This window comes from Agrobacterium sp. LAD9, assembly GCF_003031125.1.
Classification (GTDB): domain Bacteria; phylum Pseudomonadota; class Alphaproteobacteria; order Rhizobiales; family Rhizobiaceae; genus Agrobacterium; species Agrobacterium radiobacter.
In genome coordinates, this window is the sequence record NZ_PHGS01000016.1 from 181,404 (window position 1) to 199,654 (window position 18,251).

Sequence of the window (18,251 nt, forward strand, 5' to 3'; positions counted from 1 at the left end):
CTTTCACGTCGTCACATCCGTTTTGTTGACTGGGGACTTGTTTGCGGAGGCTGCCGGGGCCGGGCCCAATGTTTCCCCTCTGACGGGTTCACATTTGAGAAGGATCTGGCTACCCGGACTGCCGGTCTCGATGCGGTTGACCAGCATGGCAGTCGCCTGCCGGCCCATTTCCTCGCGGGGAATTTCATAGGAGGTGAAGCGCACCGGGCTGCGGGCGGCTCTGATATGGCTGCCAAGCACGATCATCGAAAAAGCCTCGGGCACGGCAAGCCCGCGCGCCCGCGCCAGCGCTTCGACACGCACGGCATCGGCCAGCTCTATGAAGAAGGCTGCCGTCGCCCCGCTTTCAAGGATGGCATCAAGGATCTTGTCGGCCGGCCGGTTGACGGCCTTGATATGAAGGGCAAGCGTGGCTGCATCACCGAGCGCCGCACTGAAACCACGCCAGCGGTCAGCGATCGATTCCGCCGGGCCATCGGGGCCGATATAAGCGAGCTTCGAGTGCCCCAGCGCTCTGGCGTCCTCGACGAGCTGCCGTGTTCCCGCGGCATAGTCGCCGCCCACATAAGGAACCGGCCCGCCAGCGTCTTCACGTCGGCCAATGGCCACGAAAGGATAGTCTTCCGAGACCAGCCGGGCGAGTTCCTTACGGTCGAATTCGCGACCGAGAACCAGACAGCCATCGGCGATCCTGAGCCTGTTGCCTTCCGAAAAAATCTTGCGGTTATTGCCGACGCCGGCGCTGGTCAGCAGCAGAAGATCATAGGCCTGCTGCTGCGCCTCTTCCTCGATACCCAGCAGGAACGGCGTGAAGAAGTCGGCCTGCGCGCTCGGGAAAGCCGGCTCGTAGGTGAAAACGCCGAGGATGCGGTTCAGCCCCTTGGCCATTCGCCGCGCGATCGGGTCGGCGACATAACCTGTCTGGCGAATGACCGCCTGTACCCGTTCGCGGGTTTCAGCCGGGATGCGGGCAATCGCGGCCGGTGCGCCATTCAGAACAAGCGATACCGTTGCCTGACTGACCCCAGCGAGCTTGGCGATGTCGTTTTGCGTGAGGCGTTTATGATTGGTCACGCGATGCCCTCCCCGACATCCGATCGTTGCTAATACGTATTAGCTGCTAATGCGCATTAGCACGATTTGTGGGCACCGAGTCAAGCGATAAAGATGCACTTGCTGAGGGAGGCCGCGGGGTTCTGACAAAAAGCCTGCCCCGCGGCGGCAGCACTGGGTGGGATCGGCTATAGCAGCCGTAAAATAGCGATCAGCCCGGATTCACGGACCCGCAGGTGCTTTCTCACCGGTGAGCTTCTGCTCAAGCAACCATGTCCACATCGCCTCGTCCTTCAGCACTTTCCCTTCGACCGCTTCATGGTCCGTATCTTCGAACACGGTGAGCCGGACATTTCGTTTCAGTTCCTGAAGGCGTTGCACAAGGAGCACCGTGTCGGACAGCGGAATCACAGCGTCATTTGCGCCATGAAAGGCCCAGAAGGCTACCCTTTCATTCGTTCGATTGAGGTAATGCCGGATACCGCCGCCGGCGATCGGAACAACCGCGGCAAAAGTTTCAGGAAACTGCGCGGCCATCGACCATGCACCGAACCCTCCCCGGCTATAACCGATCAGATAGATGCGCTCGCGATCCACCCGATGATCGGCCACCACCGCCTGAAGAACACTCGCCACGCGCTCGATCGGATAGAGCAATTCTTCACTCGGATTTTGCGGCGAGAACACCAGAAAAGGAAAATCGCGGCCTTCTTCAATCAGTTTCGGCAGGCCGCTGCGGCGCAGCTTTTCGATGTCGCCGCCGCCCTGATCGCCGCCATGCAGCCATACGACAAGAGGATAGGTCTTATCCGAACTGGCGTAGTCCTTGGGCGTGTAGAGCAGATAGTTGATATCAGAGGCGATGGTGACATCGGATTTCATCGCCTTCTGTTCGGCCTGGGCAAAAGTCGAGGCAGCGATTGCGGCGACAGCGATCAGGCAAAGTTTCAGATGCTTCATGGTCTGGTCCTCCCAAAACGCGCCTCCTCCCGAGGCACGATCATTGAACTCGCGGATCACCGGGTTGGTTCAAAGGTTTCGCTGCAGAATGAGAAAATGCACTGAAACGAATTGAGAATATTCATATATTTCATAATAATACCGTTATTTCCTCATGCGTAATATGATTTGCGATTGCGGGATCGGGCACGCCCGGCAACCAGCAGCCACCGACGAACTGCAAGCGACCTTTCGGAACGATAAATCTCACCACCGACCGTGTTTAAACGACGGGAAAAAGGCGTTCAGCATTTGTTCTGGATTGGTGTTTGAGTCTTTGCTAATCATTGCGACAACAGGGCAGACAATGGCCGGCGATTCCGACGACTGCCATCTCTGAAGATGTCCTCACCATGGGGACAGGCAGGTATCAAGGATTGTTCGCATGGCGGTTGCCTATCTGGAAAAGCTCAACGAACAGCAGCGCAAGGCGGTGGAGCATGGCGTTGGGCTGACAGACGGCCACACGGCCGGGCCTCTGCTGATCATCGCCGGGGCCGGTTCGGGCAAGACCAATACGCTGGCCCACCGTGTCGCACATCTGATCGTGAATGGCGCCGATCCCCGCCGTATTCTGCTGATGACGTTTTCGCGGCGTGCCGCCACGGAAATGTCGCGCCGCGTGGAGCGTATCTGCAAACACGTCCTCGGCGGCAATTCGGGGGCTCTCACCGACGCGCTGGCCTGGTCCGGCACATTTCACGGCATCGGCGCGCGCCTGTTACGCATCTATGCCGAACAGATCGGGCTCAACATCGATTTCACCATCCACGACCGCGAGGACAGCGCCGACCTGATGAACCTCGCCCGGCACGAGCTGGGTTTTTCCAAGACCGAAAGCCGCTTTCCGACAAAAGGCACGTGTCTTGCCATCTATTCGCGTGCGGTGAATTCCCAGACGCCGCTCAAGGAGATATTGCGCCAGCATTATCCCTGGGTCGCCAATTGGGAGAGCGAACTTAAGGCACTGTTTGCAGCCTATGTGGAGGCAAAACAGGTCCAGAACGTGCTCGATTACGACGATCTTCTGCTCTATTGGGCCCAGATGGTCAGCGACCCCATTCTGGCTGATGATATCGGCAACCGCTTCGACCATGTTATGGTCGACGAATATCAGGATACCAACCGGCTGCAGGCTTCGGTGCTGATGGCGCTCAAACCCGGCGGCCGCGGTTTGACCGTGGTGGGCGACGACGCGCAGTCGATCTATTCGTTCCGGGCGGCGACAGTACGAAACATCCTTGATTTTCCGGCTTCCTTCAGCCCGGCGGCCGATATCATCACGCTCGATCGCAACTATCGCTCGACGCAGCCGATCCTTGCGGCCGCCAACGGCGTGATCGATCTGGCGCGGGAGCGGTTCACCAAAAACCTCTGGACCGAGCGGGAATCGCTGGAGCGCCCGAAGCTCGTGACGGTGAAGGACGAAACCGAACAGGCGAACTTCATCATCGACCAGATTCTCGCCAACCGCGAAACCGGCATGACGCTGAAACAGCAGGCCGTGCTGTTTCGCACCTCCAGCCACAGCGGGCCGCTCGAGGTGGAACTGACCCGCCGCAACATCCCCTTCGTCAAATTTGGCGGCCTGAAATTCCTCGACAGCGCCCATGTGAAGGACATGCTGGCCGTGCTGCGCTTCGCGCAGAACCCGCGCGACCGCGTCGCCGGTTTCCGGCTGCTGCAGATGCTGCCCGGCATCGGACCGAAGAAGGCCGGCAATATTCTCGATGCCATCGCGACAGACCCCGAGCCGCTGCTTGCCCTTGCCGAAATTCCGCCGCCGCCGAAGACCGGCGATGACTGGACGACCTTCACGCAGATGCTGGTGGGCCTGCGGCAGGCCCCGAATAGCTGGCCGGGTGAAATCGGGCAGGCACGGCTGTGGTACGAACCCCATCTCGAACGCATCCATGAAGACGCCGACACCCGCAAGGCAGATCTGCTGCAACTCGAGCAGATCGCTGGCGGCTACCCCTCACGCGAACGTTTTCTGACCGAGCTGACACTCGACCCGCCCGACGCCACCAGCGATCAGGCCGGCGTGCCGCTGCTCGACGAGGACTATCTCAGCCTGTCGACCATCCATTCGGCAAAAGGCCAGGAGTGGCGTTCCGTCTTCATCCTGAATGTGGTCGATGGCTGCATTCCCTCCGACCTCGGGGTCGGCACCACCCAGGAACTGGAGGAAGAACGCCGGCTGCTCTATGTCGCCATGACCCGCGCCAAGGACAGCCTGTCGCTGATCACGCCACAACGCTTCTTCACCGGCGGGCAGAACCAGCAGGGTGACCGGCATGTTTACGCCGCAAGAACCCGCTTCATACCGGCGACCCTGCTGCAATTTTTCGAAACGATGACCTGGCCACTGGTTTCAGCCGCAGCTTCGGAGCGTAGCGCGCAGCAGATCCGGATTGATGTGGGTGCGCGGATGCGTGCCATGTGGAAATAAGAGCGGGGGTCCCGGGAATATCGACCTGCACGATGCGCAAACGGACGAGGCCGGCGCCGACTTAGCTTCTGGGAGTTCTTCCTGACACCCGATCACTCTCTAAACGTGAAAAACAGGCCGCGGCCCAACAGGCTTTCGACATGCTGTTCGACGGAGATTCCCTCGCTCTTGTGTGGGCGATCAATAAAGCGTTATTGACTGTCCCTACCGATAAAGCCATATCACCCTGAGTAGGCAGACCAGACAGGATCCGCATAGTGCAACTAGAAGCATTCTCGATATCAGGCTTAAAAAAGATAACTCCGGCTCGTTTCGGCGACAGCAGGGGTTACTTCAGCGAGGTTTTCAAGAGGGAATGGTTTCGCGAAAATGTAGCCGACGTGGAGTTCGTGCAGGACAATGAATCCCTGTCCGCACAGGCCGGGACCGTAAGAGGGCTTCATTTTCAGACAGAGCCTTTCGCACAGGGCAAGCTCGTTCGCTGCATTCGGGGCCGGTTGCTGGATGTCGCGGTGGATATCAGAACAGGATCGCCCACCTTCGGACAATGGGCGGCTGTCGAACTCTCACCCGAAAATGGCGAGCAGCTGTGGGTTCCGGCGGGATTTGCCCACGGTTTCATGACGCTCGTTGACGACACGGTCATCTCATACAAAGTGACGGCACCCTATAGTGCAGCCAACGACCGCGGCGTTAAATGGGATGATCCTGCCATTGGTATCAATTGGCCGAAGCTGGAAGGCTACGTCCTTTCCGAGAAGGATGGCAAGCAACCGCTTCTGTCGGAATTGCCTGAATATTTCACTTATCAAAACACTGGGAACTGATGATGCGCGTTCTAGTTACCGGCGGCGCCGGATTTATCGGCTCGGCCCTCGTACGTTATCTTGTGAGCGAGATCGGCGCGGATGTTCTCACTGTCGACAAACTTACATATGCAGGAAATCTGGCGTCCCTCAAGCCAATCGAAAATGCACCCAATCACCGCTTTCTTCAGGCCGACATATGTGACCGGGTCGCGATGAATGACGCATTCGCGACATTCCAGCCGGATTACGTGATGCATCTGGCCGCCGAGAGCCATGTTGACCGCTCCATAACCGGCGCCGCTGATTTTATTCAGACCAACATCAACGGCACCTTCACGATGCTGGAGGCGGCGCGGCAATATTGGAGCGGCCTTGCGGATGACGCCAAGGCGAATTTCCGCATGCTTCACGTGTCAACCGACGAGGTATACGGCTCGCTCGGGGACGATGGTCTTTTCGAAGAAACAACCCCTTACGACCCTTCATCGCCGTACTCCGCCTCGAAAGCCGCGAGCGATCATCTCGCCACAGCCTGGCAGCGCACGTACGGCCTTCCGGTCGTCATTTCCAACTGCTCCAACAATTACGGGCCATTCCATTTCCCGGAAAAGCTCATTCCGCTGATCATTCTCAACGCGCTGGAAGGCAAGCCGCTGCCGGTCTATGGAAACGGCGCGAACATCCGCGACTGGCTTTATGTGGAAGACCATGCCCGCGCTCTGTGGCTTATCGTTCAAAAGGGCCTTGCCGGCGAGAAGTACAATGTCGGCGGCAGAAACGAACAGAAGAATATCGATGTGGTAAACTGCATCTGCTCCATTCTCGACGAACTGCGCCCGCAATCCAAACCCTATGCAGAGCTCATCAAATACGTCACGGATCGCCCTGGTCACGATGCGCGCTACGCCATTGACGCCACGAAGCTGGAAACCGAACTCGGCTGGAAAGCACAGGAAAATTTTGCGACGGGCATCCGCAAGACCGTGCAATGGTACCTCGACAATGAGTGGTGGTGGCAGCCGCTTCGCGATGACGTTTATGCCGGAGAGCGCCTCGGCGTTCTGACAAAGGGCTGAGCGGATGCGGCTGGCAGTTACCGGCAAAAATGGTCAGGTCGTCAGCGCCCTTCAGGCGCTGGCAAGCGCCGAGCTGGAGATCGTGGCTCTAGGTCGACCGGAACTCGACCTTGCGCAGCCTGAAACTATTTTGAAGGCGCTACAAGAGGTAAAACCCGATGCCGTGGTATCGGCTGCCGCCTATACCGCTGTCGACAAGGCAGAAAGTGAGCCGGACATCGCTTTTGCCGTTAATCGGGACGGAGCAAGGGCCGTCGCGCAGGCGGCAAGTGACATCGGTATTCCCGTGATTCATCTTTCTACGGATTATGTTTTCGACGGCACCAAGGCCACTGCCTATGTCGAAAGTGATCCGACAGGCCCTACTTCCATTTATGGTCGCTCGAAGCTCGAAGGCGAACGAGCCGTTTCGGAGGCTACCGGCAATTACGCCGTTCTGCGAACCGCATGGGTCTATTCAGAATATGGCAACAACTTCGTAAAGACCATGCTCCGGCTGAGCGAGAACCGCGACGAGATCAATGTGGTTGCGGACCAGTTCGGATGCCCTACTTCGGCCAACGATATCGCTGCCGCTATCGTAGCAATCGCAAGGAAACTCGCGGACGATTCCTCGCCCCGTCTTCGTGGAGTTTTTCATCTTTCCGGAACCGGTGAAACGAACTGGGCGAATTTCGCGAAACAGATATTCGCATTTTCTGAAGAAAACGGCGGGAAGTCGATGATCGTCAACGACATCACGACTGCACAATACCCTACACCAGCCCGGCGTCCGGCAAACTCGCGGCTTGATTGCAGCAAGCTGGAAGCGGTTTACGGCATAAGGCTGCCGAACTGGCAAACATCAACGCGCGCGGTCGTCACCGCTCTTGCGCAGAGCAAAAAGGAAACGCCATGAAGGGCATCATTCTGGCCGGAGGCAGCGGCACGCGCCTGCATCCGATGACATTGGCGGTCTCGAAGCAGATCCTGCCGGTCTACGACAAGCCGATGATCTATTATCCGCTGACCACGTTGATGCTGGCTGGCATCCGCGAGATTCTCATTATCTCTACACCCCATGACATGCCGCTTTTCCAGTCTCTCCTGGGTGATGGCTCAAAATGGGGTCTTTCCATTGAATATGCGGTTCAACCCAGCCCGGATGGGCTGGCGCAGGCGTATATGATCGGAGCGGATTTCGTGGCGGGTTCGCCATCGTGCCTTATCCTGGGTGACAACATATATTATGGTCACGGATTGCCGGAGCTTCTGCAGGCAGGCACGAGCGTCAACGACGGAGCGACGGTTTTCGCCTATCATGTGAATGATCCCGAACGTTATGGCGTGGTCGATTTCGATGGCGAAATGCGTGCTCTCTCCATCGAAGAAAAGCCCGCAAAGCCCAAATCCAATTGGGCCGTCACCGGTCTTTATTTTTACGATGCGGATGTGGTCGACATCGCGGCCAATCTCAAACCTTCGGCGCGCGGCGAATACGAGATTACGGACGTAAATCGGACCTATCTGGAGCGCGGCAAGCTGAAAGTATCGATCATGGGGCGCGGTTACGCCTGGCTTGATACCGGCACGCCGGAGAGTCTTCTCGAGGCTGGTGAATTCGTGCGAACACTGGAGAAGCGACAAGGCTTCAAGATTGCATGTCCGGAAGAGATTGCTCTGAGCAAAGGCTTCATCACCAAGTCGCAATTTGCCGAAATCGCCGAAAAAGCTGGCAAGGGCGATTATGGCGTTTACTTGCGTAAACTTGCGAATGTATGATCCCGCTAATAGAAGTCGATCGATAGACGGCTACACTATGCTGTGCTTAAATCGAGTTTAGGTATCGACAATCGATGTATCAATCAAAAACGCTGGGTCTTGAACCGGGCTATTATGATATAAGCGTCAGCAGCGAATCTGGCTTAGACGCGATTGAAATTGCCGATCTTGATGATGTGGAGCGTTGCTGTCGTTTGGACTTCAGCTCGCGAAATATACAATACAAAGTACATTTAAAAAAGCCACTCCGCAAAACAGCGATCAACATAGAAGATGATAAGAAATTCTCGAAAGAATTTCCTATTTCATTTTCCAGAACAACAAAAAGCTCCTTCGAGTTTTGGAAAATGCTCCTCGCAACGCAGAGGCATGCACTCCAGAGCTTCGGACCTGGGGAAAAGTTGTTATGTCTCGGAAGAAATGCGGGTGAACGGGAAAAGGCTGCATTTGCGAACGTCGAATATCGCTACATGCATCTATATGGCCTCGATGACGCTTCCAGAGATAGAAATGGTTGGTACTGGCTCGACGACGGCTGGCCTATTGCCAACGCACATGAACAACCAATTTATACCAGAAAAATTCAGAGCTGTATTTACATACATTTGCACTACATCGAGACTTGGGCGGAGATAAAAACAATTATACTCGAAGATTGCTCGGGAAGCGACGTTATCGTAGGCCTTACAGCAGTCAATATCGAATTTCAGACAGAAATCTTGAAGACATTTCCAAACGCGACAATAGTTGTTACGGAAAATCGCGGTAGAGATGTAGGTCCGTTTATGGAGCTCCTAAGACAGGGAAGCTTCGATAAATATGATGCTGTCTGCAAAATACATGGGAAACTATCACTGAAAGATGGGAGGCAGACGAAGTCTGGCACGAGAATCCGCCGCTATATATTTTCCAGCCTGATAAGAGACGGCGCGCGCAATCGCGTGCTCGATTTATTTGAAGCCATGCCTGATCTTGGTGTTGTTGGGCCAAAAAATCTGAGCTTGCCAAAAGCCGGGCGTTCAGTGGCGCCATACCTGAAAGGCGAGCTGAAGCAAATGAGAAAGATATCAAAACGCACTGGGCTATTGTTGGAACCCGATAAAATACAGTTTTTTGTGGGAACGATGTTTTGGTTTCGCCCAGCAGCTTTCCACAAAATTCGCGAAGCCGATATCGGTCTTCGGGACTTCGATATCGAGAATGGCGCGAAACGCGGAACGTTACAACACAGTCTGGAGCGAATGTTTTCTGCGTTTGTCCGTCAGTCGGGTTACAAGATTGGCACGGTTCAACCAGCAGCAAAAGCCGAAGGCACACATCATACAGTAGAATTTATCTGATGTATAAAGAGCTCCTTGTTTCCGATATTACCGTAATATCCGTGTGTTACAAAAGTGATACAGTTATCGAACAAATGGTCGCTTCTATTCCTATGGAAACGCCAGTTATTTTGGTCGACAACGGAAAAACAAACAAATTTCCACCCTTTCCCACGGAGCGTCAAATACATATCGAAACTCTGGAACAAAACGAGGGGTTTGGTGTGGGCTGCAATGCTGGTGCTGCCGTGGCAAAAACTCCCTGGCTGCTTTTTCTCAATCCGGATGCAACAATTCATCCTGGGAGCTTAGACGAGCTTTTGTCGGCTACACGTCGATATAAACCCGCATCTGCCTTTAACCCCCGTATAGAGAATAGTGACGGCTCAGAGTATTTTAAGAGACGATCTTGGCTATTGCCGCGCAATCGATATATGCCAAAAGGCTGGCCCCCTGTAGACTGTGCTATTCCCGTTCTAAGTGGTGCCGCTATTTTTGTTTCAAGAGAACTATTTCTAAAAGTAAACGGCTTCGACCCCAACATTTTTTTATACCATGAGGATGACGATCTATCTCTCAGACTCGCGGAATTTGGGCCGCTCATGTTTGTTCGAGATGCAGTCGTTACGCATGCCAACGGCAATTCCACAGCGCGATCGCCCTTAGTCGCCAAATTTAAAGCATTTCATATGGCGCGATCAAGAATTTACACGGGCAGAAAGCACAAAAGACCATACCCTTTTTTATCAACGCTTATCCAGGCGCTTCTTTTGCTCCTCTCTCCACAAGCGCTCGTTTCGGCAAGACGTCGCAGCAAAGCAATCGGATTTCTCATGGGCTGCATTCTATACAAAGATATCGAAGAGCCATTTAAGCAACAGAGAGTGAAGTAGGGATACGAGGTTAAAGGCACAGGCTCCCGGCTTCGCTGCGAATTGGCCTATTTTCGAACCTTGAGAATTTACTCCACTTGAAGTGAAACGGCGTGCGGTGCTTCCTTTGACAACTGCGTCACGATTTCATCCAAAGCGAAGCCGTTCTGCGCCAACAATTCTCTCCAACCTGTAAGGTTTTCGTTTGTGGGATTGTCCCTAAGCAACTGAATCTTCACAAAAGGATGCCCCTGCTCCAGAATTTCCCGCCATAGATTGATCGATGTATTGACGCGTCTCCCTCCTAGGGTTCGATCAGGATCAAATAAGGCACCGCAACGAAGGCCTGCACTTTCATATTTGGCGGTCATAGCAACCTCATAGGCCGAAATAATCCGGAACTTGTCCTTCCAGGAAACGACCTGATCCCAAAATTTCCTTACGGCCGGATTTTCAAGCGCAGTTCGATTCAACCTGATGAAAAAACTTTGCAAATGGAAATTTTCCATTTCACAACCCGTCAAGCCGGTAACATCAAACACTGATCTGTTCAGTTCGTCGATAGTTCGCGGCAACCGGTCTTCCGCAACGAAAACACTGTCGTTTGCCATCAGAAGCGAATTCGCGTCCCATAAATCAGGGTATTTCCTGAGAGCCGCAGCCCATAAGGCGAAATCGTAGCCGCTATTTTCCCTCGCCGCGAAGGCATCGCAGGTATCGACACCCGGATCTATAGCGCCGCTGACATCGCCAGTCGCTACTCCCAACGCAAAAATACGCAAACCAGCAGAACGAAGTGCCTGCATGTAACGGAGAGCATGTGGAGAAAATGTCCCAGACTTGTTCAACAAACCGACAAAGAGACAAACGTCAGTGCCGGCAGGTGAAGCAAGCGGTCGATGAACGATAAATTTGACATCGTCCACGCTCTCATATTGCAGAATATGAGATTTTTCTGCAGGCATTTCCGCGATGAGAGCACCCGTTCTCTTCACCATGGGCAATAGAACCAGTTCCAATAGCCTCTCGTTCACGAGGCCATTTGTAAGATCCTCCGCTGAAAAATTTAGTGCCTTCAGAGCAACGAGTGAGGATTTTCTTATCAGCATACATCTTGGCGATCGCCCGACGGAAGCTATTTCAGCATCGTCTATGCCAAGCGCATCGAGCATTTTTTCCAGTCTTCTGCCATTGCTCCAAGGAGTAACACTATTGCGACTATCCTTGACACCGAATACAGCACCAATAGCAGGGTTGGATCGTAAGAGATCCCATGCTGGGCCGCACTCCTGCGCGGGATCACCCATCACTTCCTTCGCCCAGATAGAAAGTGCGAGTTGGCTTTTCGGTGACAGGCCTTCACCATTCAACAGGAAGATGAGGCCACTATCCGGACAATTATCGAATTTGTGCGCAAACTGTGTCGCCAGACTCGTTAACATGTCCCCTTGCAAAGCTTTCAAATCTCGCATCGATAACGATGTGGCTGACCCATCGCGAATTCGCAATGCCGGGATTAGGTCATTATCCGCGGCTTTCGCACCCTGATAAAATGGAAAACTCAAAATTTCCTGGATTGAAACACCCGGTAATCGCAAGTCAATTTTCCTCAGCTTGCGACGAGGCAAAAAGCTACCGAGAATTTGCTTCTTCCTCATACCAAATGACCGGATACCCCGGCGGCGAATGAGCTTACCCGTGAAAGGCGAGTCAGCCGCTATCGTCAACTTGAGATTTTTCATATTGCAGCGCAGAAAATACAGATTTTTTTCACTGCGTGGCATTACGTAATAACTATTTGCCTCACCGTCGGATTCTATAGTAAAAATTAAAATATTAGCATTCCGACAATTCAGAGAAAGAAAATACTTTCCAGGATCGGAAATAGCGAACATCATATCGTTTAGATTATTTTCCGATGTGACATTCATCTTCGACGCCAATTCAAAATCTTTATCCCAAAACTCCATCGGCGAGTAGGCCGCAACCATCATTAATGATGGTTGCGGCCTACTGCGCTTCCGTCAAAACTATCAAGCGACCTTGCGGGCACCTCGGAGAAGCCTGGTCAATATCAACTCTTCCACGCGTTTGGCCATGCCAAGTTCGTCAGGCATTCGTGACGTAAGTTCCAATCCTCTTTGCGACCGCTTAGCCAATTCATCCCCGTTTTTCAACAGTGATGCCATCTGCCTTGCCATGATCCTCGGCTCAGGGTCCGCCAAGAGGGCAATATCATTTCTACCATCATAATTAACCTCATTACCTGCCCGATCAAGATCGATCACGGGCGTACCACAGGCCATCATTTCATAGGGAACCAGGCTGGGATTGGTAGTTGAAAACACAACTCCCAAGTCAGCGTCCGAGTATGCCTGCGCAAGATCATGAATGGTCGGCATGAGACCTTTCAGTGTGATCGGAAAATCAAGTTGCCTCTCATCCACATTCCGAGCGCCATAAAAAATGATTTCAACATCCGGCATCAAGCGGTGAAACTCCGACAGCATCGCTACCCCTAGCTCGTAACAACGGCGCGGCATATCGGGCTTGGCGAAGAATATGATATTCCTCTCGGTTTTTTGGCGTTGACGAGGGAAGTAAACATTTCTGTCGATTGGAAACTCAAAGAAATCAACCTCAGCATTGAAATCTTTTCTGAGGACATGCGCGCACCACGGCCCCGACGATATACCGTAAAGTCCTTTTCGGTACGTGTTCTCCGCAAGAATGTACTCCGTGCCCATCGGGGCAAACATCGGCTCGAAATCCTGAATGAAATACATTACTTCGCCGGTCATGCCCTGCGCCTCGAGCGCGGTGTATACCGTAGACCAATGCGTCGCGAACAGAACGTCCGAGTAACGGAAAATTCCATCATAGACTTTTATCTGCCCCTGGAAGGGATAGAAATGCTCATGCAAAAGCGCCCGTATTTCCGGCGCGCTCTCCTCGACACCGGTAAAGATCAGTCCGACATCATGGCCGAATTGCTCAAGGAAATATGCCGCACGAAGGATATTACGGTGTCCTCCGCCGCCCAGAATCAGTCCTGGAATGATCCAGTCGATTTTTTTTCTCTCCTTACTCAAGGAGAGAAGCTGAGGTGAAGAGGAAACATCCTTCAGCGGCAAAACGTCGAGTAGTCCCGCACGAAGAGCTTCCTGGCCCCAACTGGACAAAGCCGCCTGCCGCGCCGCTTCGCCGATCCGTTGCCTAAGCGAGGCGTCCTGAAGCAGTACTCGCAACTTTTCGTACCATTCGGTCTCGGTAGCAGCGAGCATACCTGTCGTGCCGTCAACGACGGCAATTTCATAAGGTTCGGTTTTCGATACAACACACGGGACTTCGAGAAGTGCAGCCTCGAACCATTTAAGTTCGCTTTTTGCCTCATTGAAAGGGTTGCCGATGACAAGAGGTGCGATGTTTATATCGCAATCCGCCAACTCTTCCTGCATTTTTTGATAGGGCATGAAGTCGAGCCGCTCGATGCGTCCAGAGAATGAATCAAAACCCGGTGGCAGATCCAGTTCGCCAACGATAAGAAGGCGCAGTGACGGAAATTCTTCAAGAAGCCTGAGAATAGCTGGTGCCGCCATCGCGAAATCTTGGTTGTGTGTACGCGAGCCTGAAAAATATCCGATCTTCAGAAAATCTCGTGCCGTCTTCCGCTCCTGCCGCAATACCTCCGCCTTTTCCAGCTGAATTCGATTAAAGGTATTCGGCACGAGATATGCCGGTTTGCCGAGGGCGGCAAGCGCAGCGACCAACGGTTTAGTTGAGCCGATAACGGCATCGGTCTCAAGCAGAAACGCTCTATATCGGCGAACACCCTCAATGTAGGTAGCGCGTTCAGACTCAGGCAAAAGCTGAAAGCCGTCAATTTGATCGACCAGATCAGGTTCAAATACTAGATCATCAATATCAAAAAAGGTTTTGATCGAATGTTGCCTTGCATAACTAATGCAAGACGCCGTCAAATGGCTTTCCGGCGTTCGGAAAAACACGATAGCAGCAGGACGCCATCCATGAGCTTCAATACGACCCATGTGCTCTTCCCGCAGCACTTCAACCCGATAACCGAGGCTCGTCAAAGCCTCCACGGCGTTGAAGACACGATACCGTTTGGACTCCCCCGGCCAACATCCAATAACATAAACTACATCCGGGCCTGGCCCGGCGTCGATCCGCTTCTTGGATGAAACGGAAAGCCTGGCATCGGACGAAAGCGATGCGGACAAGACGGACTGCAACGCCTTTCGCGCCCGCCTTTCTTTTCGGTATCTGGCAGAAAATGTACGCAAGAAGAACCTGTTCGCCTCTCGAAATGGCGAGGTAACCTTCCAGCTCAAGGAAGAACGCATCTCCTGGACACGTTCCGAGAGCCGGGTGACATCTTGCATCAAGGCCGTCTCAGTGGGCCGGAGCGCAAACTTGGCTTTCATCTCCGCCATCGATTGCTCTTTTTGCGTAATCTGAGCCTTCATTTCCGCAATCGAGCGCTCTTCTTGTTCAACCTGCGCCTCCAAATCCATCCTTCGACGCTGCAGAATATCAACATCACGCTCCAGCAGCTTGACGTAGTCCTCGTTGTTCAGAACGGTGATATTCTCGATCGAAGCAATAGTTTCAGCGGCGCCATTCGTCGCTACGCCGATGATGTAGTCGGCAGCATCCAAATCGAAGGCAGGATGCATGAAACTTGGTTCGACCAAAACACCGGGAAGCTGGTAAGCGATGATCGAACCCATATAATTGTTCTGCTGAAAAAACCGCGCGTTGCGGAAGAGAGAACGAAACTTGTTCTCGAACTCGTCAGCAGCGAATTCGTGAATATGAAAATCGTTTCTTTTCTCTTCAAGCGCCCGCGGGGTGGACATCACCAGAATGCCGTCTTCCGCGAGGCAGGACATGATACATTCAAAGGTCTTGTCAGGATTGGGAACGTGCTCGATCAGTTCGAAGCAGACAATCAGATCAAACTTGTCTTCGTAAGAAAACGCAGTGGCATCACCGGTTTCAAAGCTGATGGTTGGTCGAGCGTAAAAAGTCCTGGCGTGTTCAATCGCCTCGGCTGACAAATCGAACGCGGTGACCGATTCTGCGCCGGCATCGGCCAGAATCGCTGAGCCGTATCCCACACCACAACCGATATCGAGGATTTTGGCACCTTTGGCGAACTTCGACGCTAGCTTATAACGCGCAGAATGCTCCATATACATCTTGTCCGCAAAAAGCGGCTCGCAATTTTCCGCGCCGGGCACGATACGCTCACCCGTAAATTCCAATGCCATCAGCACACTCCAAACCAGCAAATATTATTTCGTTACAGTCTAATGACCGCATATTCAGGGCAAGTGGAAAGGGGTCCCGCAAAATGCCCACACTTTTTTTGCTCTCCGTCACGGACCACATCAGATACTGGCAGGTGCTCATCGGGACTAAAAAGCAAGCCCTGCAGTCGCGCCGCCACCAAATACTCGGCGTCCATCCTACCGACCGCTTCCTCAGAACCTTCGGAGGCCCGAAAACCGATCAAGAAATTACGGCTTCTCAACTCCTTCCTGATAATTCCGGCTTCGCGCGCACCGCCTGAAGAAAAGAAAAGCAAGCCACCTACCACCAGTGCCGCAATGCGGGCAATCACTATCCATCTATCAACTCAGTTGTTATTTGTCACCACTTACTGGAGCCTTCGGGAATTCCCGAAAAAGCCTGATAATGAATAAATATCAATGATTTTGGCGCCCTCATATCCCGCATCAAACGCACTCTCAAAGATAGTCGCCCGAGTCCTCGTTATGCTCTAATGCCTAGTCTCTGCCAAATTGAAGGCTTACGCTCGACAGCAATCGTAGTTGTTTCGATAATAAGAGTTTCAGGCTTTTTGCTCACGACGGTGAGGAACTGAAGCGCTTCATCGTGAAATACGTCTACGATTTCCAATCCGATCGACTCCGTGAAAACTCTCGCAGAATGATCATTGAAGAATGTGTAGTGAGAAAAAACAACGTAATTGTCGCGATAAGCGGGCACCTGCCAGATAAAGAGACCGCCTTCGTTGAGCTTGGCAGCAACTGCTTTCCCCAAATCGTGAGCGTTAGGGATATGTTCAAGCGTATGCCACATGAAAACTGCGTCCACGGTATCTGGCACATCATCAAGCGACCCTGCAACTTTTAGCTTGTCGCCGAGCCCAAATTGCGGAACCGTTGTAGTTAGCAGGCCGACGTTGATGTCCACAGCCCAAGCGGTTTCGTAAAATGAGCATGCGGCGGCCGCGAGGTAGCCTTCGCCAGCGCCGAGATCGACGACATTCTTTCCGCCGATGATGTGTCCAACCAAGTAGTTGAGAAACGAAATGTTGTCCCGGTTATGCTGTAGCCGCAGATCATCAATTTTCTGACTATAGAACCCATCGGCGCTGTCGATCTGAACCTTCAGCGCTTCTCCGGAGTCGCCTCGCTCTTTGATCAAATTGGTTCGGTTCGTTATGGAAGTGCAATTAGAGCAAATACACATCTCGACGCTGTCGCCGGATACATCCAGCCTGCGCTGGAAAAGGTATGTGGTCCCAAGCAATCCGCAACACGGACAACTTTCATTATTCATTTTATGCCCCCTTCGACAACTTACGCGACAATAGTTGCGGAGGGAGAGGCAGGCAACCAGAACTTACGACCAGACGCGTCGCGATAGGTTCACCTTTTGCAAGAATATAGTCTAGACCTCAGCCTTAGTGGCGCTCAAAGAGAGTTTGGCAGCGAACCGGAATTGTAGAAAATTCCGATCTCTGGTGTCCCGGGTGCAAATTGGCCGACCTCAAAAGCAGGATACGCTTGATGATGCGAAGGATCGCTTCGAAACCTTGCGCGACTCAATCCGCGCATCCTCTTCTGAAATCGATTCTGTTGCTCGAACGGCTACAGTTATTTATGGCTTCTAGTCGCTGTAAGCGATTGAAGCTCCAGCATAGTCGATGGACACATCGTGCAACTCAAACTCGCTAAGGCTCTGTATGACCGCTTCGCGTGCAGACCTTGGCGCATATACGAGAAGAAACCCTGAACCTCCCGCACCAAGGAGTTTAGCACCGGTGGCACCCGCTTCGAGAGCTCGTTCGTAGGCGTTGTCGATCAACGGATTCGATATGCCCTGAGCGAGTTCGCGTTTGCGGCGCCAGCCTTCTTTCAGGTACTCGCCAATCACGTCCACGTCACGGCAGATGTCGCCACGCAGCTGGCGAGCCTGATCAGCCATGAATTTCAGATTTTCGATAACATCCGCCTTCGATGCAGAATTCTTGCTCTGACGCGCAAGGATTTCACTCGCCGAACGACTCCCGCCGAGATAAAACAGCAGCAGGTTATTTTCGAGTTGCTCGCGCTGCTGTCCCGACAGAGGCACAGCCTCGTGCATAACCGTTCCGTCGTGCGTAAACTCGATAAAATTAATCCCGCCCAGAGCACAGCCATATTGATCTTGCTTGCCGATCGGTTCGCCGAGCTTCTCGATTTCGACGGCACATGCCTGTTCCGCCAATGCCGCGCGGGACACGTGCCTTCCCTGATAAGCATGACACACATTCAGGAGTCCGACAGTGAAGGCACTCGACGACCCCATACCCGTTCCAGTGGGAACATCCGCACTCGAACTCAGATCCACTCGATCAACCTGCAGATCCGAAAATACCTGTCTGATGATCCGATGCTGGATCTGGTCGACCGTTTCGGGGGTCTCTACATGCGAGTATTTCAGAATGTAGCCTTTGGGCTCAAAATACTCATGCATCGCCAGATATATATATTTCCGAATAGAGAAGCTTAAAACTGCTCCGCCGTGCTGTTGATAGAAGCTTGGCAAATCGCTTCCCCCCCCAACAAGACTTATTCTAAGGGGGGTTCTGGAGA

14 protein-coding genes are annotated in these 18,251 nt (G+C 53.1%); 8 read left to right on the plus strand and 6 right to left on the minus strand.

Features of this window, described 5'->3' with window-relative positions:
• Positions 1–3: 3 nt before the first annotated feature.
• Together DA915_RS18165 and DA915_RS18170 are read right to left on the minus strand one after the other, a co-directional pair.
• Positions 4–1,074, minus strand: a complete 1,071-nt coding sequence (locus DA915_RS18165; protein WP_107676826.1) for a LacI family DNA-binding transcriptional regulator — start codon at positions 1,072–1,074, stop codon at positions 4–6.
• Positions 1,075–1,275: 201 nt separating this feature from the next.
• The gene (locus tag DA915_RS18170; protein ID WP_107676827.1) at positions 1,276–2,013 is read right to left on the minus strand and encodes a PHB depolymerase family esterase; all 738 of its coding nucleotides are present in this window, start codon (positions 2,011–2,013) and stop codon (positions 1,276–1,278) included.
• 424 nt (positions 2,014–2,437) lie between these two features.
• Between DA915_RS18170 and DA915_RS18175 the strand changes: the two genes are divergently transcribed.
• The 7 genes from DA915_RS18175 to DA915_RS18205 all read left to right on the plus strand — a co-directional run bounded on the left by DA915_RS18175 (position 2,438) and on the right by DA915_RS18205 (position 10,362).
• Positions 2,438–4,504 (plus strand): ATP-dependent helicase, encoded by a 2,067-nt coding sequence (locus DA915_RS18175; RefSeq protein ID WP_107676828.1) that lies wholly within the window; start codon positions 2,438–2,440, stop codon positions 4,502–4,504.
• Between the two features lie 257 nt (positions 4,505–4,761).
• Entirely contained in the window at positions 4,762–5,331 is a 570-nt protein-coding gene (gene rfbC / locus DA915_RS18180; protein WP_035212887.1) for a dTDP-4-dehydrorhamnose 3,5-epimerase, read from the plus strand.
• Positions 5,332–5,333: 2 nt separating this feature from the next.
• The gene (rfbB, locus tag DA915_RS18185) at positions 5,334–6,389 is read left to right on the plus strand and encodes a dTDP-glucose 4,6-dehydratase (RefSeq protein WP_107676915.1); all 1,056 of its coding nucleotides are present in this window, start codon (positions 5,334–5,336) and stop codon (positions 6,387–6,389) included.
• Positions 6,390–6,393: 4 nt separating this feature from the next.
• Positions 6,394–7,287 (plus strand): dTDP-4-dehydrorhamnose reductase, encoded by an 894-nt coding sequence (gene rfbD / locus DA915_RS18190; protein ID WP_107676829.1) that lies wholly within the window; start codon positions 6,394–6,396, stop codon positions 7,285–7,287.
• The gene (gene rfbA, locus DA915_RS18195; RefSeq protein ID WP_003505575.1) at positions 7,284–8,150 is read left to right on the plus strand and encodes a glucose-1-phosphate thymidylyltransferase RfbA; all 867 of its coding nucleotides are present in this window, start codon (positions 7,284–7,286) and stop codon (positions 8,148–8,150) included. The genes rfbD and rfbA overlap by 4 nt, the downstream gene beginning before the upstream one ends.
• Before the next feature lie 74 nt (positions 8,151–8,224).
• Entirely contained in the window at positions 8,225–9,490 is a 1,266-nt protein-coding gene (locus DA915_RS18200) for a rhamnan synthesis F family protein (RefSeq protein ID WP_107676830.1), read from the plus strand.
• Entirely contained in the window at positions 9,490–10,362 is an 873-nt protein-coding gene (locus DA915_RS18205; protein WP_107676831.1) for a glycosyltransferase family 2 protein, read from the plus strand. The genes DA915_RS18200 and DA915_RS18205 overlap by 1 nt, the downstream gene beginning before the upstream one ends.
• 68 nt (positions 10,363–10,430) lie before the next feature.
• On the opposite strand, the gene DA915_RS18210 is transcribed toward DA915_RS18205, so the two are convergent.
• Together DA915_RS18210 and DA915_RS18215 are read right to left on the minus strand one after the other, a co-directional pair.
• A complete protein-coding gene (locus DA915_RS18210; protein ID WP_107676832.1) occupies positions 10,431–12,335 on the minus strand; it encodes a rhamnan synthesis F family protein in 1,905 nt (634 codons plus the stop codon).
• Positions 12,336–12,374: 39 nt separating this feature from the next.
• Complete coding sequence (locus tag DA915_RS18215) at positions 12,375–15,635, minus strand: methyltransferase domain-containing protein (RefSeq protein ID WP_107676833.1); 3,261 nt, start codon at positions 15,633–15,635, stop codon at positions 12,375–12,377.
• Between the two features lie 83 nt (positions 15,636–15,718).
• On the opposite strand from DA915_RS18215, the gene DA915_RS18220 reads away from it, so the two are divergent.
• Positions 15,719–15,937 (plus strand): hypothetical protein, encoded by a 219-nt coding sequence (locus DA915_RS18220; RefSeq protein ID WP_107676834.1) that lies wholly within the window; start codon positions 15,719–15,721, stop codon positions 15,935–15,937.
• A gap of 203 nt (positions 15,938–16,140) precedes the next feature.
• On the opposite strand, the gene DA915_RS18225 is transcribed toward DA915_RS18220, so the two are convergent.
• Together DA915_RS18225 and DA915_RS18230 are read right to left on the minus strand one after the other, a co-directional pair.
• Positions 16,141–16,953: a bifunctional 2-polyprenyl-6-hydroxyphenol methylase/3-demethylubiquinol 3-O-methyltransferase UbiG gene (locus DA915_RS18225; RefSeq protein WP_107676835.1), complete on the minus strand. Its 813-nt coding sequence runs from the start codon at positions 16,951–16,953 to the stop codon at positions 16,141–16,143.
• Positions 16,954–17,283: 330 nt separating this feature from the next.
• Positions 17,284–18,204, minus strand: coding sequence for a GHMP kinase (locus tag DA915_RS18230; RefSeq protein ID WP_201279902.1), 921 nt, complete (start codon positions 18,202–18,204; stop codon positions 17,284–17,286).
• Positions 18,205–18,251: the final 47 nt, after the last annotated feature.